At 63.7% G+C, this 15,326-nt stretch carries 18 protein-coding genes; 1 reads left to right on the top strand and 17 read right to left on the bottom strand.

Going from position 1 to position 15,326, the window contains the following annotated elements:
• Positions 1–356 precede the first annotated feature (356 nt).
• The gene (locus tag WN72_RS22565) at positions 357–1,031 is read left to right on the top strand and encodes a helix-turn-helix domain-containing protein (protein WP_092220271.1); all 675 of its coding nucleotides are present in this window, start codon (positions 357–359) and stop codon (positions 1,029–1,031) included.
• 103 nt (positions 1,032–1,134) lie between these two features.
• On the opposite strand, the gene WN72_RS22560 is transcribed toward WN72_RS22565, so the two are convergent.
• From WN72_RS22560 to WN72_RS22480, 17 genes are all read right to left on the bottom strand, one after another.
• Positions 1,135–1,296 carry a hypothetical protein gene (locus tag WN72_RS22560; protein WP_167381169.1) on the bottom strand — a complete coding sequence of 54 codons (162 nt, stop codon included), beginning with the start codon at positions 1,294–1,296 and terminating at the stop codon, positions 1,135–1,137.
• A 104-nt stretch (positions 1,297–1,400) separates the two neighbouring features.
• Positions 1,401–1,808, bottom strand: coding sequence for a hypothetical protein (locus WN72_RS22555; RefSeq protein ID WP_092220267.1), 408 nt, complete (start codon positions 1,806–1,808; stop codon positions 1,401–1,403).
• Positions 1,809–2,284: 476 nt separating this feature from the next.
• Positions 2,285–2,491 carry a hypothetical protein gene (locus WN72_RS22550; protein WP_092220265.1) on the bottom strand — a complete coding sequence of 69 codons (207 nt, stop codon included), beginning with the start codon at positions 2,489–2,491 and terminating at the stop codon, positions 2,285–2,287.
• Positions 2,491–3,900 carry a hypothetical protein gene (locus tag WN72_RS22545; protein ID WP_092220263.1) on the bottom strand — a complete coding sequence of 470 codons (1,410 nt, stop codon included), beginning with the start codon at positions 3,898–3,900 and terminating at the stop codon, positions 2,491–2,493. The genes WN72_RS22550 and WN72_RS22545 overlap by 1 nt, the downstream gene beginning before the upstream one ends.
• The gene (locus WN72_RS22540; RefSeq protein ID WP_092220261.1) at positions 3,900–4,790 is read right to left on the bottom strand and encodes a complement C1q domain-containing protein; all 891 of its coding nucleotides are present in this window, start codon (positions 4,788–4,790) and stop codon (positions 3,900–3,902) included. The genes WN72_RS22545 and WN72_RS22540 overlap by 1 nt, the downstream gene beginning before the upstream one ends.
• Positions 4,787–5,128, bottom strand: a complete 342-nt coding sequence (locus WN72_RS22535) for a hypothetical protein (RefSeq protein WP_092220259.1) — start codon at positions 5,126–5,128, stop codon at positions 4,787–4,789. Before WN72_RS22535 ends, WN72_RS22540 begins: the two co-directional genes overlap by 4 nt.
• 6 nt (positions 5,129–5,134) lie before the next feature.
• On the bottom strand, positions 5,135–6,109 hold the full coding sequence (locus WN72_RS22530; protein WP_092220257.1) for a hypothetical protein: 975 nt from the start codon (positions 6,107–6,109) through the stop codon (positions 5,135–5,137).
• A gap of 62 nt (positions 6,110–6,171) precedes the next feature.
• On the bottom strand, positions 6,172–8,184 hold the full coding sequence (locus WN72_RS22525) for a hypothetical protein (RefSeq protein ID WP_092220255.1): 2,013 nt from the start codon (positions 8,182–8,184) through the stop codon (positions 6,172–6,174).
• A complete protein-coding gene (locus WN72_RS22520; protein WP_143130842.1) occupies positions 8,174–9,343 on the bottom strand; it encodes a hypothetical protein in 1,170 nt (389 codons plus the stop codon). The genes WN72_RS22525 and WN72_RS22520 overlap by 11 nt, the downstream gene beginning before the upstream one ends.
• A 6-nt stretch (positions 9,344–9,349) precedes the next feature.
• Positions 9,350–10,168: a hypothetical protein gene (locus tag WN72_RS22515; RefSeq protein WP_092220251.1), complete on the bottom strand. Its 819-nt coding sequence runs from the start codon at positions 10,166–10,168 to the stop codon at positions 9,350–9,352.
• 1 nt (position 10,169) lies between these two features.
• Positions 10,170–10,412 (bottom strand): hypothetical protein, encoded by a 243-nt coding sequence (locus WN72_RS22510; RefSeq protein WP_092220249.1) that lies wholly within the window; start codon positions 10,410–10,412, stop codon positions 10,170–10,172.
• Entirely contained in the window at positions 10,409–11,827 is a 1,419-nt protein-coding gene (locus WN72_RS22505) for a packaged DNA stabilization protein (protein WP_092220247.1), read from the bottom strand. The genes WN72_RS22510 and WN72_RS22505 overlap by 4 nt, the downstream gene beginning before the upstream one ends.
• The gene (locus WN72_RS22500; protein ID WP_092220245.1) at positions 11,828–12,169 is read right to left on the bottom strand and encodes a hypothetical protein; all 342 of its coding nucleotides are present in this window, start codon (positions 12,167–12,169) and stop codon (positions 11,828–11,830) included.
• Between the two features lie 104 nt (positions 12,170–12,273).
• A complete protein-coding gene (locus tag WN72_RS22495) occupies positions 12,274–12,507 on the bottom strand; it encodes a hypothetical protein (RefSeq protein WP_092220243.1) in 234 nt (77 codons plus the stop codon).
• Positions 12,508–12,570: 63 nt separating this feature from the next.
• Positions 12,571–12,990, bottom strand: coding sequence for a hypothetical protein (locus tag WN72_RS22490; protein WP_143130841.1), 420 nt, complete (start codon positions 12,988–12,990; stop codon positions 12,571–12,573).
• Positions 12,991–13,077: 87 nt separating this feature from the next.
• On the bottom strand, positions 13,078–14,271 hold the full coding sequence (locus WN72_RS22485; RefSeq protein ID WP_092220240.1) for a phage capsid family protein: 1,194 nt from the start codon (positions 14,269–14,271) through the stop codon (positions 13,078–13,080).
• Positions 14,272–14,326: 55 nt separating this feature from the next.
• Positions 14,327–15,175 carry a hypothetical protein gene (locus tag WN72_RS22480; protein ID WP_092220238.1) on the bottom strand — a complete coding sequence of 283 codons (849 nt, stop codon included), beginning with the start codon at positions 15,173–15,175 and terminating at the stop codon, positions 14,327–14,329.
• Between the last annotated feature and the right edge of the window lie 151 nt (positions 15,176–15,326).

The following is a 15,326-nucleotide window of genomic DNA, read 5'->3' as shown; positions in this document are numbered from 1 at the left end:
ACCAGGCAGGTCCCAGGGATCGACAACACAAGTTAATCTAGAGTGTCCGCATTTTGGTAACGAGAGGAGCAAGCTCAGGTCCGCGATGCCTGATCGTGCCCCATACGTGGGGGCGCATTGTCGTCGGAAGTATCCCCAACTCTCCGCATTGGCACAGAATGGCGACCTGGCAGCTGTGGTCAAAAGTGAGCACTTGCATCTTACGCCAACGGCTCTGGGGCGTGACAACCTGACACTGTCCATTGGTACAATGATCTCAATGACAGTCCTTGATTACCCTGCTTCTTCATCGATCGACCCGGGAATGGAGGTCTCATTCCGCGTACGGCTGTTCGATATCGACGGGAGCTTTACTCATGCTGGTGCGCATCTCGGATCGACGAAAGCCCAATACAATTGATGATTTCGGCTTCGGCAGCGCGTCGCATAAAACTATCAGCTTGATGGAATTTAGGTATCGCAAGGGCACCGAAATCTACGGCGAAAAGGAGCCTGCGGACCATGTCTACCAAGTAAAGCGTGGCGCGGTCCGAAGCTACAAGCTCCTCTCTGACGGCAGGCGACAAATCGGGGCTTTCCATCTAACGGGCGATATCTTCGGGCTCGAAACCGGCGACCAACATCGATTTACGGCAGAAGCTGTCGTGGAGACCACCGTCCACCTAATCAAACGAGAAAGCCTCCAAGTCATCGCCGCAACGGACGCGGTGGTCGCGCGCAACCTGCTCAGCATGACCACCAGAAACCTTGAGCACGCGGAAAATCACTTGGTGCTTTTGGGTCGCAAAACGGCAGTAGAACGGGTCGCCGCCTTCTTAGCCGAAATGGATAGACGAACCGAAGCGCACACGATGTCGCTTCCAATGTCTCGGCGCGACATTGCCGATTATCTCGGCCTAACCATAGAAACGGTTTCGCGAGCGGTATCGCGACTTCGTTGCGAAGGCGTTCTTAATTTCGTGGGCAACACGCAGCGAGAGATCGTTATTCTGGACAGGCAACTGCTCCAGAGCTTTGATCCGCAAAATTAGACCCGTTTCGCGCGGCGTCTCGTTCAGTCGCCCAGGACATGATCGTGCAGCGATGATGTCCCTGGTGATCATAAGCCAGCCACTGGATGCCGCGCGACACCAGTCAACGGCTTGCGCATTTCTCGACAAGGCTCATCATCACCTGATCGCGCCGCTGCGCCGAGGCGCTGATCTCGCGCAGCATCAGCATGAAGCCGGCGAGGAACAGCACGTTGAGGAGCACCAGCGCCAGCGGCAGCGGCTGCGCCTGCGAGCTGCCAATCATTGCCCGCGCCGTCCGCAGCATCAGAGCGGTCGCGTCCTCGACAGTTCGACGGCTCCGGCGCGGATGGCGCGTCGCGCGCGCCATCCGCACCGAAGAAATGAGCCTTAAGCCTTCAGGTCCGTGATCCGCATAATCGCAACCACACTCCCATCGTTGTACGCCTGTTCTTTCGTGTCCTTGTTGCAGGTCCAGACAAAATTCTTCTTGCCTGTAAACGTCTTTCCCTCCTGATCAAGCCGAAGCTCCCCCTCGGTGATATGGCAGACCATGGCATTCATCATCGGGGGGCCCATGGTCTTCGATCCCGGCTGCATAATGACATCGCGCATTGAGACGGTCTTGAAACCTGGGATCAGGGATGGTGTCTCGCCCTCATATTCACGCACCACGACACCTGGCCAAGGCGTCGTATCCTTGTAGGCTGTGGTTTGCGCGGAGGCTGGCTTAATCATGGCAGCCGAAGCCGCTGCCAACCCGATTCCCAGTGCAGACCTTCGATCGACCTTGCTCATCGCTTTTCTCCCGACATTACCGAACGAGCCGTTGCATAAGCAGCGCGCAAAGTTCGTGGTGAACGGTGGAGCGAAACCGAAAAAGGGACGGTCTCAAAGAGAGCGTGCCTGCCGATAGCACCAGTGCTACTCATTTATTACCCGGACGGTGATTTCGGCACGTCCCGCCGCAAGGGCAGTGACATTCTACGTCACCTAACGCATCCGGGGAACAGGCGGCGACGCACGAAGAGCGCTGCGCCCAAGAAAAGCTTGGGGCGCTTATGAGTACACGCCCCAGACCCCCGCGCCCGAAGGCACGGACGCGGTCGCAGTTCTTGGCGGCATCCTATCTCCAGAAGAACAGCAGGGCTACTATGATCATGGGAACAATCACAATGCAGGCAATCGCCAGCCGATAAGCGAGTTCGTTCATAGCGCCGTCTTAGCTGAACGGAAACGGGCGCGGCGGATCAAATGATCTTTGCTGGGGGCGCTCAATGTGACGTTTTCCTTCCCTCGTCCTTCGCGGCGCATCTCTCCGCAAGCCGCATCATGACCTCATCGCGCCGCTGCGCCGACGCACTGATCTCGCGCAGCATCAGCATGAAGCCCGCCAGGAACAGCACATTGAGGAGCACCAGCGCGAGCGCGAGCGGCTGCGCCTGCAGGCTGGCAACGATGGCGCGTGTTGTCCGCAGCATCAGGCATGTCTCCCGCGCCGGTCGATCCAGCCATAGGTGCCGAAGCCCCAATTCGCATTGATCGTTCCGCCCGCCGAGACCACCCGCAATTGCGCCGACGTATTGGTTCGGCACTGGACGAAATTCACCGCCTGGGAAAGCGACGCGCTGACGGTGCCATTCTGAATATAGGCTGACGCCGCTTGGCTGCTTTCATCCGGCGACGTGAGCAGGATGGATGTTGCGCCGCCAGTGTAGTCCATCCGCACATAGCCGAGAACGGATACCTGCACACCCGTGGGGACAGAAAATGCAAACAGCGCCGGGGTTGTCGAGCACACGACGTTGGTGAAATCAGTAACGCGCACGTCCCACAAAAACTCATCGCCGAGCTGGGAAAACTTGATCCACTGGAAGCTGCCATTGGTCTTCAGTGCGCCGATACGGCGGAACAGCGTGTAGCCGGACGGCAGTGTCGGCGCGGTCGCCGAGCGCGAGGTCAGCACTTCCACCACGTTGGTGTCGGTGCGCTTGATCAGATGGACGTGGTACCAATCTGCCGTCGCGCTTGGCGCGGCTCCGGTGCCATCGAACGAGCCTGCGCCGCTTCCCACCGCCCACGCTGCGGTCGTCTTGCTGATCGCTGCCGCGAGCGCCATCATGTTGGCGTTGGTGCTGTCGGTCGCAACGCCCGCCGCCACAGAGAACGTGATCGATGCGCCCGCCGTCGAGAGCGTCAGACCGGCGAGATAGGACCGCGCAACGCCGCCGCCGCCCGCATTGGCATCGACATATTGCTTCGTTGCGATGCCGAGCGCGGCGGTCGGGTTGCCTGCGACCTCCAAGAGCCCGGTGGCACGGGTGCCCTTGAGCGCCATCGTCCCGGCCCAGGCGCCCGTGTCGGTGTAGGGCAGCAGATAGAAATTCGAGCCTGTATTGCCGCCGCTCTCGGGATCGCCGCCGCCAAGCTGCAAGGCCCAGCGGGTAAGACCGGCGTTCTTTCCATTGATATTGCGCACGCCACCGGGCGGCGTATCGAGGTTGAACGACGGATTGATCTTGTTGATCGTGAGATCACCCGTCATCGCGTCGCCAGCCGCCGCAACCGCGCGCGCCCATGCACCCGTGCCCGCCGTGTTGGCCCGGCCATAGACCGCGCTGTCAGCGGGCGGTTCGGGAATGTTGGCACCGAGCAGCGAGATCGGGGCCTGCGCATATTTGCCGGTCGCGGGGTCGTAGATCAGCGCATAGGTGGCGGCGGGCGGCAGCGCGCCGATCACCGGGAAGTCGGTATAGTCGAGATCAAAGATGAAGTTGCCGCCATCCTTGGTCACGTCGATGCCGTTGCGGCCGATCACGTTGGCAGGAAAGCGCGGTAGTACCTTGAGCTTGATCGCGCGCGGCTTGACCGACAGAAACGGGACAGACATCACAAATCCCCTACGCGATAGCCCGTGAGGAACGTCTGCGTGACGGGACCGAGAATGCTCGTCACGCCGGTCGGCAGGAATGCCCAGCCCTCGATGTAGTCGGTCGTCCCGTTCATGGGGATCGAGCAGGCGAGGTTCGAATTGTTGTTGGAGCCCGTCGCGGAATAGTTGCCAGCCCGCGCCAGAGAGCCGTTCTTGTAGATCGCAGCTTGAACCGACGTGCCGCCCGAGCCGTTATTGCCGTTGACGCTCATCTGGAAAGCATAGTAGCCAGCGAGCTGCGGCGTGAAGCGCGCGGTCGCCGGGTCGTACCAACCGTTGGCATCCTTGGTCTCGTTGTTGAAGGTGATCTTGTTGTAGCTGTTGGCGGTCAGGCCGGTCTGATCGACGCCGTTGCGATCTGCGTAGAAGAAACCATTGTCAACGCCAATGTTCTGCCGCGCCTGCTTCTGCTGCGCGGTCGATAGCGCCTGCGCAGCGTCATATCGCACGGCCTTGGCGGCGATTGCGGTGTCGGCATCAGGGACGAGAGACCACGCGAGATTTTTCCGGCCGTACAGCTGGCCGTCGTTCGGCGCGTCGGTGATGTACGCACCGAGCGGCGTCCACGTCGCATTTCTGCGTCCGTACACTACGCTATCGACCGGCGCTTCGGGAATGCCACCGCCGCCGCCCAGCAACGTGATCGGTATTTGCAAATAGCTCTTGGTCGAAGGATCATAGATCAGCACATAGGTCGCGCCCGCAGGCATGCTGCCGATGACCGGAAAATCGCTGTAGTCGAGATCGAGGAGGAATTCGCCGTTCTGCTTGGTGACATCGACGCCAGCGCGCCCGGTCAGCTTCGCCGGAAATTGCGGGAGCACCTTGAGCTTGATCGCCTCACTCATTGCGCGTCGATGCCTTCCATGACGTTGACGTTGCCGATCAGCAATTGCACGACGCGGTCATTCTGCGAGATACGCACGCCCACGGCATAGGCGCCGGGGCAGAGTCCTGACATCTGCGTGGTGTCGAAATCCCATTGGAAGGTACCGACATCGGGCAGCGTGATTGTTCCGTCGTCGGTTGACGCCCGCAGCACAGGCGAACGGTTTTCGTTCCAAACCGTCAGGGTGATGCGGCATCCGCCGATATCGATGCTGTCGCCGCTGTCATTATCGACAAGCGTAATCGCTTCGCTCCAATTGGCGCGGTTCGATGCGGGCGCGAGATAGCCGGTATACATGCGGCCTCACAATTTGATGTAGAGCGTGCAGAGCTTGCGCGGTGACACAATCGAATGTGGCCCGTTTCCAAGGGCTGCGCTGCCGTCAGTGTTGCCGCTGAAAGAGTGCTGGTGCCGCGCGTTCGCGCCGCCCGTTACCGCGCCCACGACTGACGAATTGAAATAATTTGGTGTCGAGCCCGTGCCTGCACCTACTGCGGGCGAGTTATAACCATGCGCGTGATCGGGAAAATCCGTTCCGGTTGTCCCGCTGAAACCATGCGCATGCTGCGGAATTTCAGCCACAGTCAGCGTGTGATATTCCGAGCCTCCGCGCGATCCGAGCACGAGCGGATTTGCCCCGAAATAGGTTGCCGACAGCCGCCCGGCCGCGCTGTTGCCCATGTCGTCAAGGCCGCTGATCGCACAGCCACGAAAATCTGGCGTGCCAATCGTCTTGTTCGCCGCCCAATCGGCCGCCGACGAGGCGCCGCGCGATGGAGTAACCGGCAAGTTGCCGTCAGCATTCCAGAGGAAGTTGAACAGCGCCTGACAATCCGCATTTGCGCGCTCCGAGGCACCTGACGTGGCCGAGCCAATCGTGCGCCCGTTGAGCCGGACGAAGCCCGCGAGCACGCCAACGCCGTAGAATGGCACGATGGCGCCGGTCTGGATCAGCGTAGTCGGATCGACGCCGCCGCCTCCGCCGCCGCCCGCGCTGGGGCCGATCACCAGGACGCCGTCGCGCGCGAGCTGGGTGACGCCGAATTTGTCGTCGAGCCGCACCTTGATGTAGCCGTCGGCGAGGAAGAATTGCGGGATGCGCCCAGCGGCGTCGAGCTGGATCGGGTTCGGCATCGTGATGGTGAGCGCCGCGTCCTGATAAGGCTGCTGCGGCGTCGAGACGGTGCCCGCCTGTATGATGTAGAGCAGCGCACCCGACAGCGGTTTGCCGAACTCGTCGAACTGCTGCGTCAACGAAAGCGGGATGGTGCCTGCCATTGGGTGCCCCAAAACGACAAACCCGCCGAAGCGGGTTGGCGATCTCTGATTTGCGCGTGGATTTATCGGTTGGCGTGTTGGTCCCTGACCGCCTGCGCAAAGGCGTCAGGGTCCACCTGTGTGCCCGTTGCCTTGCTGACGGTATGACCCAGGTTGCGTGAGGCAATGTTGAACGCCGACACGGCAGCCGCCGAAGGCCGCCGGATCAGGTTCTCGTAAGCCATCGACCACCGCGCCATCGAGGCCGCGCTGCCCCTGTTGGTCAGCAGCGCAGCAATGGGGACCGCTACACCTCCAATCAGCAGTCCTTTCTGCGCCGTGTCGATGGGATCGTTGTAGGCCGCAGCCAAAGCGGTGACACCGCCCGCGCCGAGCAGGCCTGCCCGAGCGGTGTTCGAGCTGTTGGCGAAGCGTGAGGTGTCCCGCATGCGCTGCGACACCGCCGCGATGTCATCGATGTACCGGCGGGTCTGTGTTCCCGTCGCGCCGAACAGCATGTCCCGCGAGGCTTGTGTCATGTTCTGATATTTGTTGATGAAGAACGCTGGCGAGAAATCGCCAGCGTTGTTTAGCCCCATCCGCTGCACGACATTGGCTGCGACGCTATTCCATTCCTGCGGCTGCATCGAGCGCCGCAGCAGGTTCAGCCGGGCGATGTCACCGGAGCCCGCCTTGTTGGAAGCAAACGACATGATCCGGTCAACGATCCGCTCGTCGGAGCCCTGGCTGAGAAACCGCTGCAGCGTGCGGCCCTCGCCGGTCACGTTCGCCCAGGTCGCGTTGGCACGGTCCAGCGCCCTCACCGCGTCGTCGGCATTGCCGCGCGCGCTGGTCCTGACCGCCTCCTCCATCGCGTCCGACAGCGCGCCATAGGCTCGCTTGAGATCGGCCGCCATGAAGCCGCCGTTGCGCTCATCCCAGCTGATCGCCTTGCCCATCTCGGTGCGAGCGCGCTGCAGGCCGTTGAAGGACGCCCCACCAGGCCGCGTCAGCAGCTCCAGGGCGCTCTCTATTTTCTGGATCGGGATGCCGGTGTCACCGGCCGCCACGCGCTCGCGCACGATGTTCTCGAACGTGCCCAGCAGATCGTTCGAGAGCTGGACCGGCGCGTCGGCGTCGATGTGCCGAGTGCGGAGCTGGGCAAAGGCGTCGTTGGCCCGGTCGTAAATGCGCTCAATGCCCGCCTCTACTGCGGTGCGCGTCTGCGCGCCGACATCCGCCCGCGAGCCTCCAGGCACACCGAACCGGCCCGCGGCCTCCCCGACGACGTCCTCCAGCCCCTGATTGGCACCGGCAACGGCGCGCTCGGCCCGGCCGCCGATGATCGGCAGCTGCCGCGCCGCCTGCGTCGTCGCCTGGGTCGCCACACTGTCAGACAGCAAACCGCGGGGGACCGCAACCCCGAGCCGGTCGGCAGCTTCCGCGACCTCGCGCCCGGTCGTGGCCGGTGCCGGGCGCGCACCAAAGGCGCCGCCTAGAGTGCCGCCCAGGACGCCGCCAAGGCCCGCGCCAAAGGCCCCGCCGCGCAGGCGGCTCTCGGTGTCCTTGCCCGCGCCGACTCCTGAGAGGCCGCCGTAGCCCGCCCCAGCAGCCGCCCCGCGCAGAATGCGCTGGCCGGTGGTCGCGCCACGGAGCAGAGACCCGCCCGGCAGGACCGCACCGCCCACGACATTACCAGCGATGGATGCCGCCGGCTGGTCCTCGAACGCCTGCCGGGACAGCTCGCGCTCGCGCCTGACCGCCTCGTCGTAGCGCTTGCGTGCCTCCTCATCGCCCGAGAAGTATTTCACGACCCCCTTGAGCAGCGGATAGAGCGAACCGGCTTCCTTCTCGCCGACGCCGCCCGCCTCCATCAGGCCGCGCAGCTCGTCATAGAAATTGAGCGTGACACCCTCGGCCGCGCCGCGAGCGCCCGCCTCCACGGCGCTGGTGCGGGGCCGCTTCTCCTTGTTGAGCTGATCGAGCGTTTCCTGATCGGTGACGCGCGAATTGAGCTGGGCCAGGACCGCGGGATCGGTGACGGGTGCGTTGAGCTGGGCCAGCAGTGCGGGATCAGTGACGCAATCATTGGGCATTGGTCACAAACCAGTCTTTGCCGCGGCGGCCATAGGTCACACCGTTCAGCGTTCGGGTCTCCTCGAACGGCTGCTCCTGCTGGCCGGGCCTGGATGCGCTGAACCGCTGCTCGAAACCAGGCTTGAAATATTGCCCGCTGCGCAGCCCCTTGGTTCGCTCCATCTCGAACTCGACACGCTGCTGCGCCAGCTGCTTGGCGCGCCGGAAAATTTCATCGCGCACCGCGGGCGGCTGGTTCACCGAGCCTTGCAGATCGAGCAGCACCTTGCGCTCGCCTTCTGTCGGGTTGCCGCCGAAGATCGTGCGCAGCTGACCGAGGGCCGTTTGCGTGACCTCGTTGTTCAGGAGCTGCGTGGCGATGCCATACTTGCCCTGGTCGGAGCTCGGACCAAGGAGGCTCGTATATTCGGAGCGCTTCAGCGCGGTCGGCCCATAGTAGGCATCCTTCGACAAGGTGAGCGCGCGGTTCAGCGAGGCATCGACCATCTTGCCCGCGTTGATCTTCTCGTCGGCTGCCGCGATCAGTTCGCGGTCGCCACCCGTGGGCTCCTTCACCGGCACATAGCCGGGCGGCAGCTCGACGGGCTTCGTCTCGCCGGTCGGGCTCACCAAAAATTGGCCCTGCTCGCCGGTCGTCGGGTTCACACCCTGAATTAGCGTGGTGGTGTACGTCGTCGGCGCGTAGGTGCCGCCGGTGAAACTCGCCAGGAACTGCGTCCGCTTCTCCCCGGAGAGGCCGAGTTTGTCGGCCGCCGCCACGGCTTCGGCCAGTTTCTCGTCGGGCGTCATGTTGGCGCGCTTGCCAGCCTCGGCCGCGCGCGCGTCGGCATTGGTGGCGCGCGTGTCTGCATTCTTGTTCAGGCTGAACGTATCGCGCCACTGCTGGTCGGCGACGAGGTCGCGCGCCGCCTGCCGCGTCTCGCCGCGCAGCAGCGCCTGCTGCGCGATCCCGAGCCGCACCAGATCGCTGTTGCCCGACTGGACGAGCAGCGCTGCATTCTGCGCTGGGTCGCTGCCGAGGCTGGCCAGCGTCTGCTGCTCGCGCGCCTTATCCTGCGCCTGACGGTAGACGTTGCCGAGGTTCGCCAGCAACGACCAGTCGACGTCTCCAACGAAGGATCGCTGCGGTGTGGTCAGGATGGGTTGGATCGCCATCACACGCTCCTAAGCGACCGGGCCGTAGTAAGAACTCCCCCACCGACCGGCGTTGTTCTGTTGCCACTGGTTGCCCATCACGCTGCCGAACAAATTTGATCCAGCCGACGACAGTCCCGAGCCCAAACTGCTCAGACCCATGCCGCCCCCGGCACCACCGAACGCCAGGGACGCGAGCGACAGGCCCGCGCCGAGCAGGTTCTTCGCACCCTGTGCTTCGCCCGCGGCCTGCAAATTGTTTGCGTTGACGTCCTGGCCCAGGACGTTGCCGGACACGCCGACCTGATTGCCTGCAAGACGCTCTGCGAGCGATGCCAGCGAGCCGTAGCCGCCCGCCTGCCCGGCCGCGACCGTTCCTGACGTCGCGAGCCCGGTCTGGCCCGCGCTCTGCAAGCCCTGCAGCCAGGGCTGATATTGCGTGCCGTAGATGTTCTTGGTGACGTAGTCGATGGTGTCTTGATCGGCATTGCCGCTCGCGTACATGCCACCGATGGCGCGCCGCCGATCAATTGCCTCCATCGCGGCCTTGTTGATCAGATCGTAGCCAGTGTTCGATGTGAACGCGCCTTGAACACGAGCTGCCGCCTCGGGGCCATTGACGCCCATCGCATCGAGATGGAGGTCGCCCGCCTTGTTGTAGTTGTTGGCCAGCGAAGAGAGCGGATCATAGGCGGAGATCGCCTTGTTGTAGTTTTCGACGCCCGTGTTGTAGCCGGTCGTCAAGTAGCCCTGCGCATCAGTGCCGTATTGGGCCGCGAGTGCGCGGTTCTTCTCCGCAGCCTCGCGCTCGGCGCCGCCGCCGAACAGCGTGTCGAAAACTCCGGCCATGTCAGTTTGCTCCGGGCTTAAACTGCCCCTGCGTTGCGTCCCAGATCAGCACCTGATTGTTCGCAATCGCGGTGACGGCGGGCGGCGCAGCAGGCGGCGTCGTCGGCCTCTGGAAGTCGATGTAGCCAAACAGATTGATGAAGGCCTCGATGATCTTCAGCTTCTCGTACCAAGTCGGGTTGACCGTGCCGTCGGGCATCATCACCGGCACGTTGGCGGCGGGCAGCGTGAACTTCGTCCTCACCGCAGCACGTCCTGCTGCTGATCCGCGCCCATGAACGCGAAGTCGACGCCTGCGCTCTCCTCGAACCGCCAGCGCACGCCCTGCACTTCCGCTTGACCCCAGATCGAGGAGCGCACCCGGCCGTTGGTGATCGCCTGCCGCCCGATCTTGACGTTGCGCGGGTTGCTCCAGTTCTGGCCGCCATTGCGCGAGATCGAGATCGCGATCTCCGCGTTGGTCTCATCGGGATCGTGCCCGGTCGCATCGCTGGCGCCCTTGGTCAGGAACATCTCGATGGCGTTGATCCGCACCGCATTGGGGAACGAGCCGAACGGGCCGGTCTCGATCCGCATCCTGATCGGCTCACCCAGCTCCTTGCGCACATTGGCGCTGATCTCGCAGAGGTTGGCGGCGTCGCTGTCGCCGCACAGCCACTTGCCGAAGGCCTGCACCGGATAGAGGCCGCGCCAGTAGTTCTTCAGGTAGGAATTGCGCTCATGCCATGTTCTCAGCGTGGTGTCGAAAATGAAGCACCACGTCGTGCCCTGCACCACGACGAAGCCGTGACCGCGCGAGTTGAACACGCCGACGCGAATTTTGGTCTTGTCCGGCTCGCGCTCGATCAGCGTGTCGAGGTCGGAGTTGGAGATCGGCACGCACTCGTAGCCATCGAGGCGCGAGACGCGGAAATCGTCGCCGACCAGAAACGTCCCCTTGCCGAAGCCGTCCTCGGCCCCGGCAATCGCCGCCGGCCCGACGATGCCGCGCGCAATCGTCGCGATGTAGGAGAACGGATAGCCCGCGTCGTTCTGGCCACCCCAGACCTCAAGCGACGACGAGCCGCACAACAGCAACTGGCCGTTGCCGAGCGGGATCGGCCGATAGAGAGTGTCCGGCTTGCTCTCCGCGGTCGCCACGTTCAGCGTGTTGATGGTGGTGACGTTGATGTTCGAGGTGCGCGTGGTGCCGTTGCCGTAAGTGAAGACGAAGAAGCCTTTGTGGAACACCACGGCATTGGGCTGGCCGACATTGGCGTCGGGATAAGCAACGACCTGCCCTGAGCCGTTGATCCAGAATGCGCCGTTGCCCGGCGAGACGAACACGACATCAGGGTTGGCGGCGTTGTTGCGCACCGCGAACACGATCTCGCTGCCGGGGATCGGGCCCGGCTGCAGCGTGCCCACGCCGCCCGCCGACGTCCACGAATAGACCGAGGAGCCGAACACGCCGTAGAACAGATTGTTGACGAGCACGCCGCCACGGAAACGGCCGCTCGGTGTCGTGCCGAACGCCCCGAGCCCCGGCACCCTGAACCAGCCGTAAGGCTTGCCCGCGGTCGCGGGCAGCTTCTCGGGATAGCAGTTGAGCACGCGCCCGCCCGCGGTCTGCGGCTTCAGTCCCGGTGCTGTCAGGAGCGGAAACGGAACGTCGGTCATCTAGAAATGGTTCGTCGCCAGGATTTCGTAGGTCGGCGTCTGCGCCACGAGATAGCGCAGACGCATCTCATGCTGCTGCACGGCGGCGAGATCGAGCGGCTGGTTGGAGAATTCGGCCGCCGCATAGATCGCGACGAGACGCGCCACCGTCTCGAACACCACGTTCGGGATTTCGTCGCGGTCGCCGATGGCGACGATCTTGGCGATCTCGGCGAGCACGTCGTCGATGCACTTGTCGATGGTGGCGTGCTCGACATCGCCCAGCGCCTCGCCCGGCACATATTTGCCAAGGATCGCGGCGGCCTTGTTGATCAGCTCTTCGGCGGTGTGGGTCTCAGCCATCACGGCACCAGCTTGATCGGAATGGCAGCCTGGGTGAGTGCGCTGCCGCTAGCGAGCGTCACAGTGAGTGGCATGACGATCCCTCTAAAGAAAAAGGCCGCTGCTTAGGCGGCCTTCCCCTTGTGCTTGTCGTCGTGGGGCGGTTTCGGCGCATCCTGCTCCGGGTCGTAGTCGCTCACGCCGCTGACCTTGAAGTAGCGATTGCCCTGGAGGCGCGTCATGTTGGCGTCCTCGCACACGACCTCCTGCGACTGGCCGTCGTAGAAGGTATGGCCGAGCATTTCGACCATCTTGCTGTCGCCCTTGGGCGCGGTGTAGGTGACGGTTGCCTTCTTCATTTCGTTCTCCCGTAAGTGTACGTTCCACATGAAACAAGCGGGCGGCTTTCGCCGCCCGCTGCATCACTTCATGTAGCCTTCCATCAGGATCGTTGAGGTCGCACCGGCCGCCGGGAACGCCGTCGCCGCAGCCGCCGCCGTGAGCAGGATGTCGGTGTCATCCGTGAACTCATAGAGCAGACCGGTGGCCGCCAGCGCCGGGACCGCACCACCGGCCTGACCAATGGTCGAGGCCGAGAAGAAGCGGTTGTTCGAGCCAGCGTCGCCGAGCGAGAGCGTCAGCGTGGTGCCGGTGTCGAGGTCGCCGATGCTGCCCAGCAGGCCCGTTAGAATGAAGCCCCTGGGGACGCGCAGGACGGCCGTCTGTGCGTTCAGCACGACATCCGCGGCCTGATGGGTGATGGTGTTGCCGAACACCTTTTTGGTGCGCGCAAAACCCTGTCCGCCAACCTGCGGCTGGCGGTAACCAACACGAAGAGCCATGATCATGATCTCCGTTAGAGGAAAATCAGGGAGCCGGGTCCGGCTCCCTGTCGTCGTCGCGTCTTCAATCCGGGAGGGATTGAACCCTTAGGCCGCAGGCGGCGCGGCGACGAAGCCCGTCACCATGCCCCAATCGACCAGATCACCCGGGGTGGCACCCGCAACGCTCTGCGGGGCCTTGGCGATCTTGCCGACGCCGTACTGGGCTTCGATGCCGAGGCCAGTGACGAAGTCGTAGTCGCCGTCCTCCAGCTGGGTCGGACGCGGCAGCTGGCCGGTCGCATAGGCCAGCGCCGCCTGACCGCACAGGAAGAACGGCTCGACGTCCACCGAGCCGCCGCCTGCGCCCTTGAGGAGCAGGCGCTGCGTGATCTCGGGGATGTTCTTGTAGAGGATGCCGTCGTACTTCAGCGCACCACCCGTGAAGATCGGGTTGGTCGCGGTGGGGTTGCCCTCGCGGGCGCGCGCATCGCGGTTGGCCTGATACATCGGCGGGTCTTGCTGGAGTTGAGCGAACGCACGGTCGCCCAGGAAGCAGACGTACATCTCCTCGTCCAGCTCCTCGATCTCCCAAGGGGTGATCTTGGGGCGGCCATTGTAGACGCCGGGGTTGTTCGGATCGACACCAGACTGCTTTGCGAGCTGCTTGGCGAGCGAGCCGATGGCCGCCGTCATCTTGTCCTGCGCGCTGTCGACGTTGGCAATCGCGGTCGCGAAGGTCGAGGAGTAGTTCGAGAGCAGCGCGCCGAACAGCACGCGGTCCCAGTTTGCCGCCGTCCACGAATTCTTGTTCGCGGCGGTCGCAGCTGACCAGCGGATGCCGTTGACGCGGTTGCCCGGCTCCTGAAGACGGCCCGCCTGGATGGACGCGGTCGGGATCGAGAGCAGGCTGTCGACAATGTCGTCACGCACGATGCGCCGCGCCCAGCCGCGCAACAGGTCGCGCGCGGTGGAGCGGACATTGAACGATGACTCCTTGTTGGAGGCACGGTTGTTGGCGACCGCGTTGCGGCCCCAGTCGGCCCAGATGGGGAAGCCGTAGCTGTCCACCTGCTCCTCTTTGCCGCGCAGCGTACCAGCGCCGACGCCGTCACCCTGGAGCTGGTTGACGAGCGGGACGTTGATCTGCTTGCCGTCGCTTTCGAGGTCGGCGAGGCGCACGATGACGTTGGTTGAGCTGTCGCCCATGAAGGGGTCGAAGCGAGAGCGCCGGAGGAAGTCGGAGATCACCTGCCGACGAAACTTGATGACCTCGTTATTGACGTGGTTGGTCGTAAGCATAGCCGCTCACCTGATGATGAGGCGGCGCGTGGTTCGCTTCTTGCGATGTGTGGGGTTAGCGCCGCCGTGCTGAGGTGGCTTGGCGGAACAGGTCTGCGTCGGAGGGTTCGGCGATTTGCGCCTCACCACCCCCGGCACCGATGTTGCCAAGCGATGGACTGGAGGCGACCGTGACTGGGCGAGCGACAGAATTGCCGTTCGTTTGTGCCTGACCTTTCGCAGCGTCGATGACCCGCTTGCGGTAATCCGGGTCACTCAATGCTTCTTCGAGAATGCGCTTCTTGTAGCCGTCGAGATCACCGCCAATCGTGCGCAGCGTCTCGCCGTCATTGTGCCAACGAACGATCACCCCGTAGGGATCGTGAGACGACATTGCGCGATTATAGGTGGACCACGCCGCCGCATCGCCGCGCGCCATGCCCTGCTCCAGAGCCTGCCGCGCCGAACCGACCAACTGGTCGCCATGCCGCTGCAGGGCGAAGTCGAGGGACATCGCTTCACGCTGCATCTGCAGGTCGTTGCGCATCTGGTCCAGATACGGGCGCAGCTCCTGCTGCACGAACCCCGCGGGGTTGTCGAACAGGTCGATCTTCTGCGGGTCGTTGCTGCGCTGCTGCTGCGGCTGCTGCCGCGCCAGCAGGGCCATCTGCGCCCTGAGATCGTCGCGCTCGCGCTCGGCCCTGCGCCGCGCCTCACTCTCCTCGCGCAGACGTCCTGGCGGGATCGGCGGGTCGTTGGCTTCGGGCTTGGGTGGCTCGTTGGTCCCTGCCGGTGGCGTGGGCGCCGGTTTCGGCTCCGTCGCGACGGGCGGGTTCTCGAACTTGTCCAGCGTGTCGGAGGTCACCGCATCGTTGAACAAGGCATTCTCGTCAGGCGCGTCAGCGCCTTGCGTCACGTCAGTCATGTCATGGTCTCCCCGGAATGTCGTTTCCGGCGAACGTGGCCCGGCTGTCGCGACGGGCGGCGTGGCGAGACAGCCCTCTCGCAGGGCGATGCGATTTCGCTCGCATCGAGGCGTGTGCGTGATCTCGTTCACGCGGACGAATGGTTGCGGG

Origin of the sequence: Bradyrhizobium arachidis, assembly GCF_015291705.1 — a bacterium.
Classification (GTDB): domain Bacteria; phylum Pseudomonadota; class Alphaproteobacteria; order Rhizobiales; family Xanthobacteraceae; genus Bradyrhizobium; species Bradyrhizobium arachidis.
This window is presented reverse-complemented; position numbering and strand designations above follow the sequence as displayed.

Bases quoted from the DNA above. Each gene is read 5' to 3' on its own strand.
- WN72_RS22565 (WP_092220271.1), top strand. From the start codon at position 357: ATGCTGGTGCGCATCTCGGATCGACGAAAGCCCAATACAATTGATGAT.
- WN72_RS22560 (WP_167381169.1), bottom strand. From the start codon at position 1,296: ATGATTGGCAGCTCGCAGGCGCAGCCGCTGCCGCTGGCGCTGGTGCTC.
- WN72_RS22555 (WP_092220267.1), bottom strand. From the start codon at position 1,808: ATGAGCAAGGTCGATCGAAGGTCTGCACTGGGAATCGGGTTGGCAGCG.
- WN72_RS22550 (WP_092220265.1), bottom strand. From the start codon at position 2,491: ATGCTGCGGACAACACGCGCCATCGTTGCCAGCCTGCAGGCGCAGCCG.
- WN72_RS22545 (WP_092220263.1), bottom strand. From the start codon at position 3,900: ATGTCTGTCCCGTTTCTGTCGGTCAAGCCGCGCGCGATCAAGCTCAAG.
- WN72_RS22540 (WP_092220261.1), bottom strand. From the start codon at position 4,790: ATGAGTGAGGCGATCAAGCTCAAGGTGCTCCCGCAATTTCCGGCGAAG.
- WN72_RS22535 (WP_092220259.1), bottom strand. From the start codon at position 5,128: ATGTATACCGGCTATCTCGCGCCCGCATCGAACCGCGCCAATTGGAGC.
- WN72_RS22530 (WP_092220257.1), bottom strand. From the start codon at position 6,109: ATGGCAGGCACCATCCCGCTTTCGTTGACGCAGCAGTTCGACGAGTTC.
- WN72_RS22525 (WP_092220255.1), bottom strand. From the start codon at position 8,184: ATGCCCAATGATTGCGTCACTGATCCCGCACTGCTGGCCCAGCTCAAC.
- WN72_RS22515 (WP_092220251.1), bottom strand. From the start codon at position 10,168: ATGGCCGGAGTTTTCGACACGCTGTTCGGCGGCGGCGCCGAGCGCGAG.
- WN72_RS22505 (WP_092220247.1), bottom strand. From the start codon at position 11,827: ATGACCGACGTTCCGTTTCCGCTCCTGACAGCACCGGGACTGAAGCCG.
- WN72_RS22500 (WP_092220245.1), bottom strand. From the start codon at position 12,169: ATGGCTGAGACCCACACCGCCGAAGAGCTGATCAACAAGGCCGCCGCG.
- WN72_RS22495 (WP_092220243.1), bottom strand. From the start codon at position 12,507: ATGAAGAAGGCAACCGTCACCTACACCGCGCCCAAGGGCGACAGCAAG.
- WN72_RS22490 (WP_143130841.1), bottom strand. From the start codon at position 12,990: ATGGCTCTTCGTGTTGGTTACCGCCAGCCGCAGGTTGGCGGACAGGGT.
- WN72_RS22485 (WP_092220240.1), bottom strand. From the start codon at position 14,271: ATGCTTACGACCAACCACGTCAATAACGAGGTCATCAAGTTTCGTCGG.
- WN72_RS22480 (WP_092220238.1), bottom strand. From the start codon at position 15,175: ATGACTGACGTGACGCAAGGCGCTGACGCGCCTGACGAGAATGCCTTG.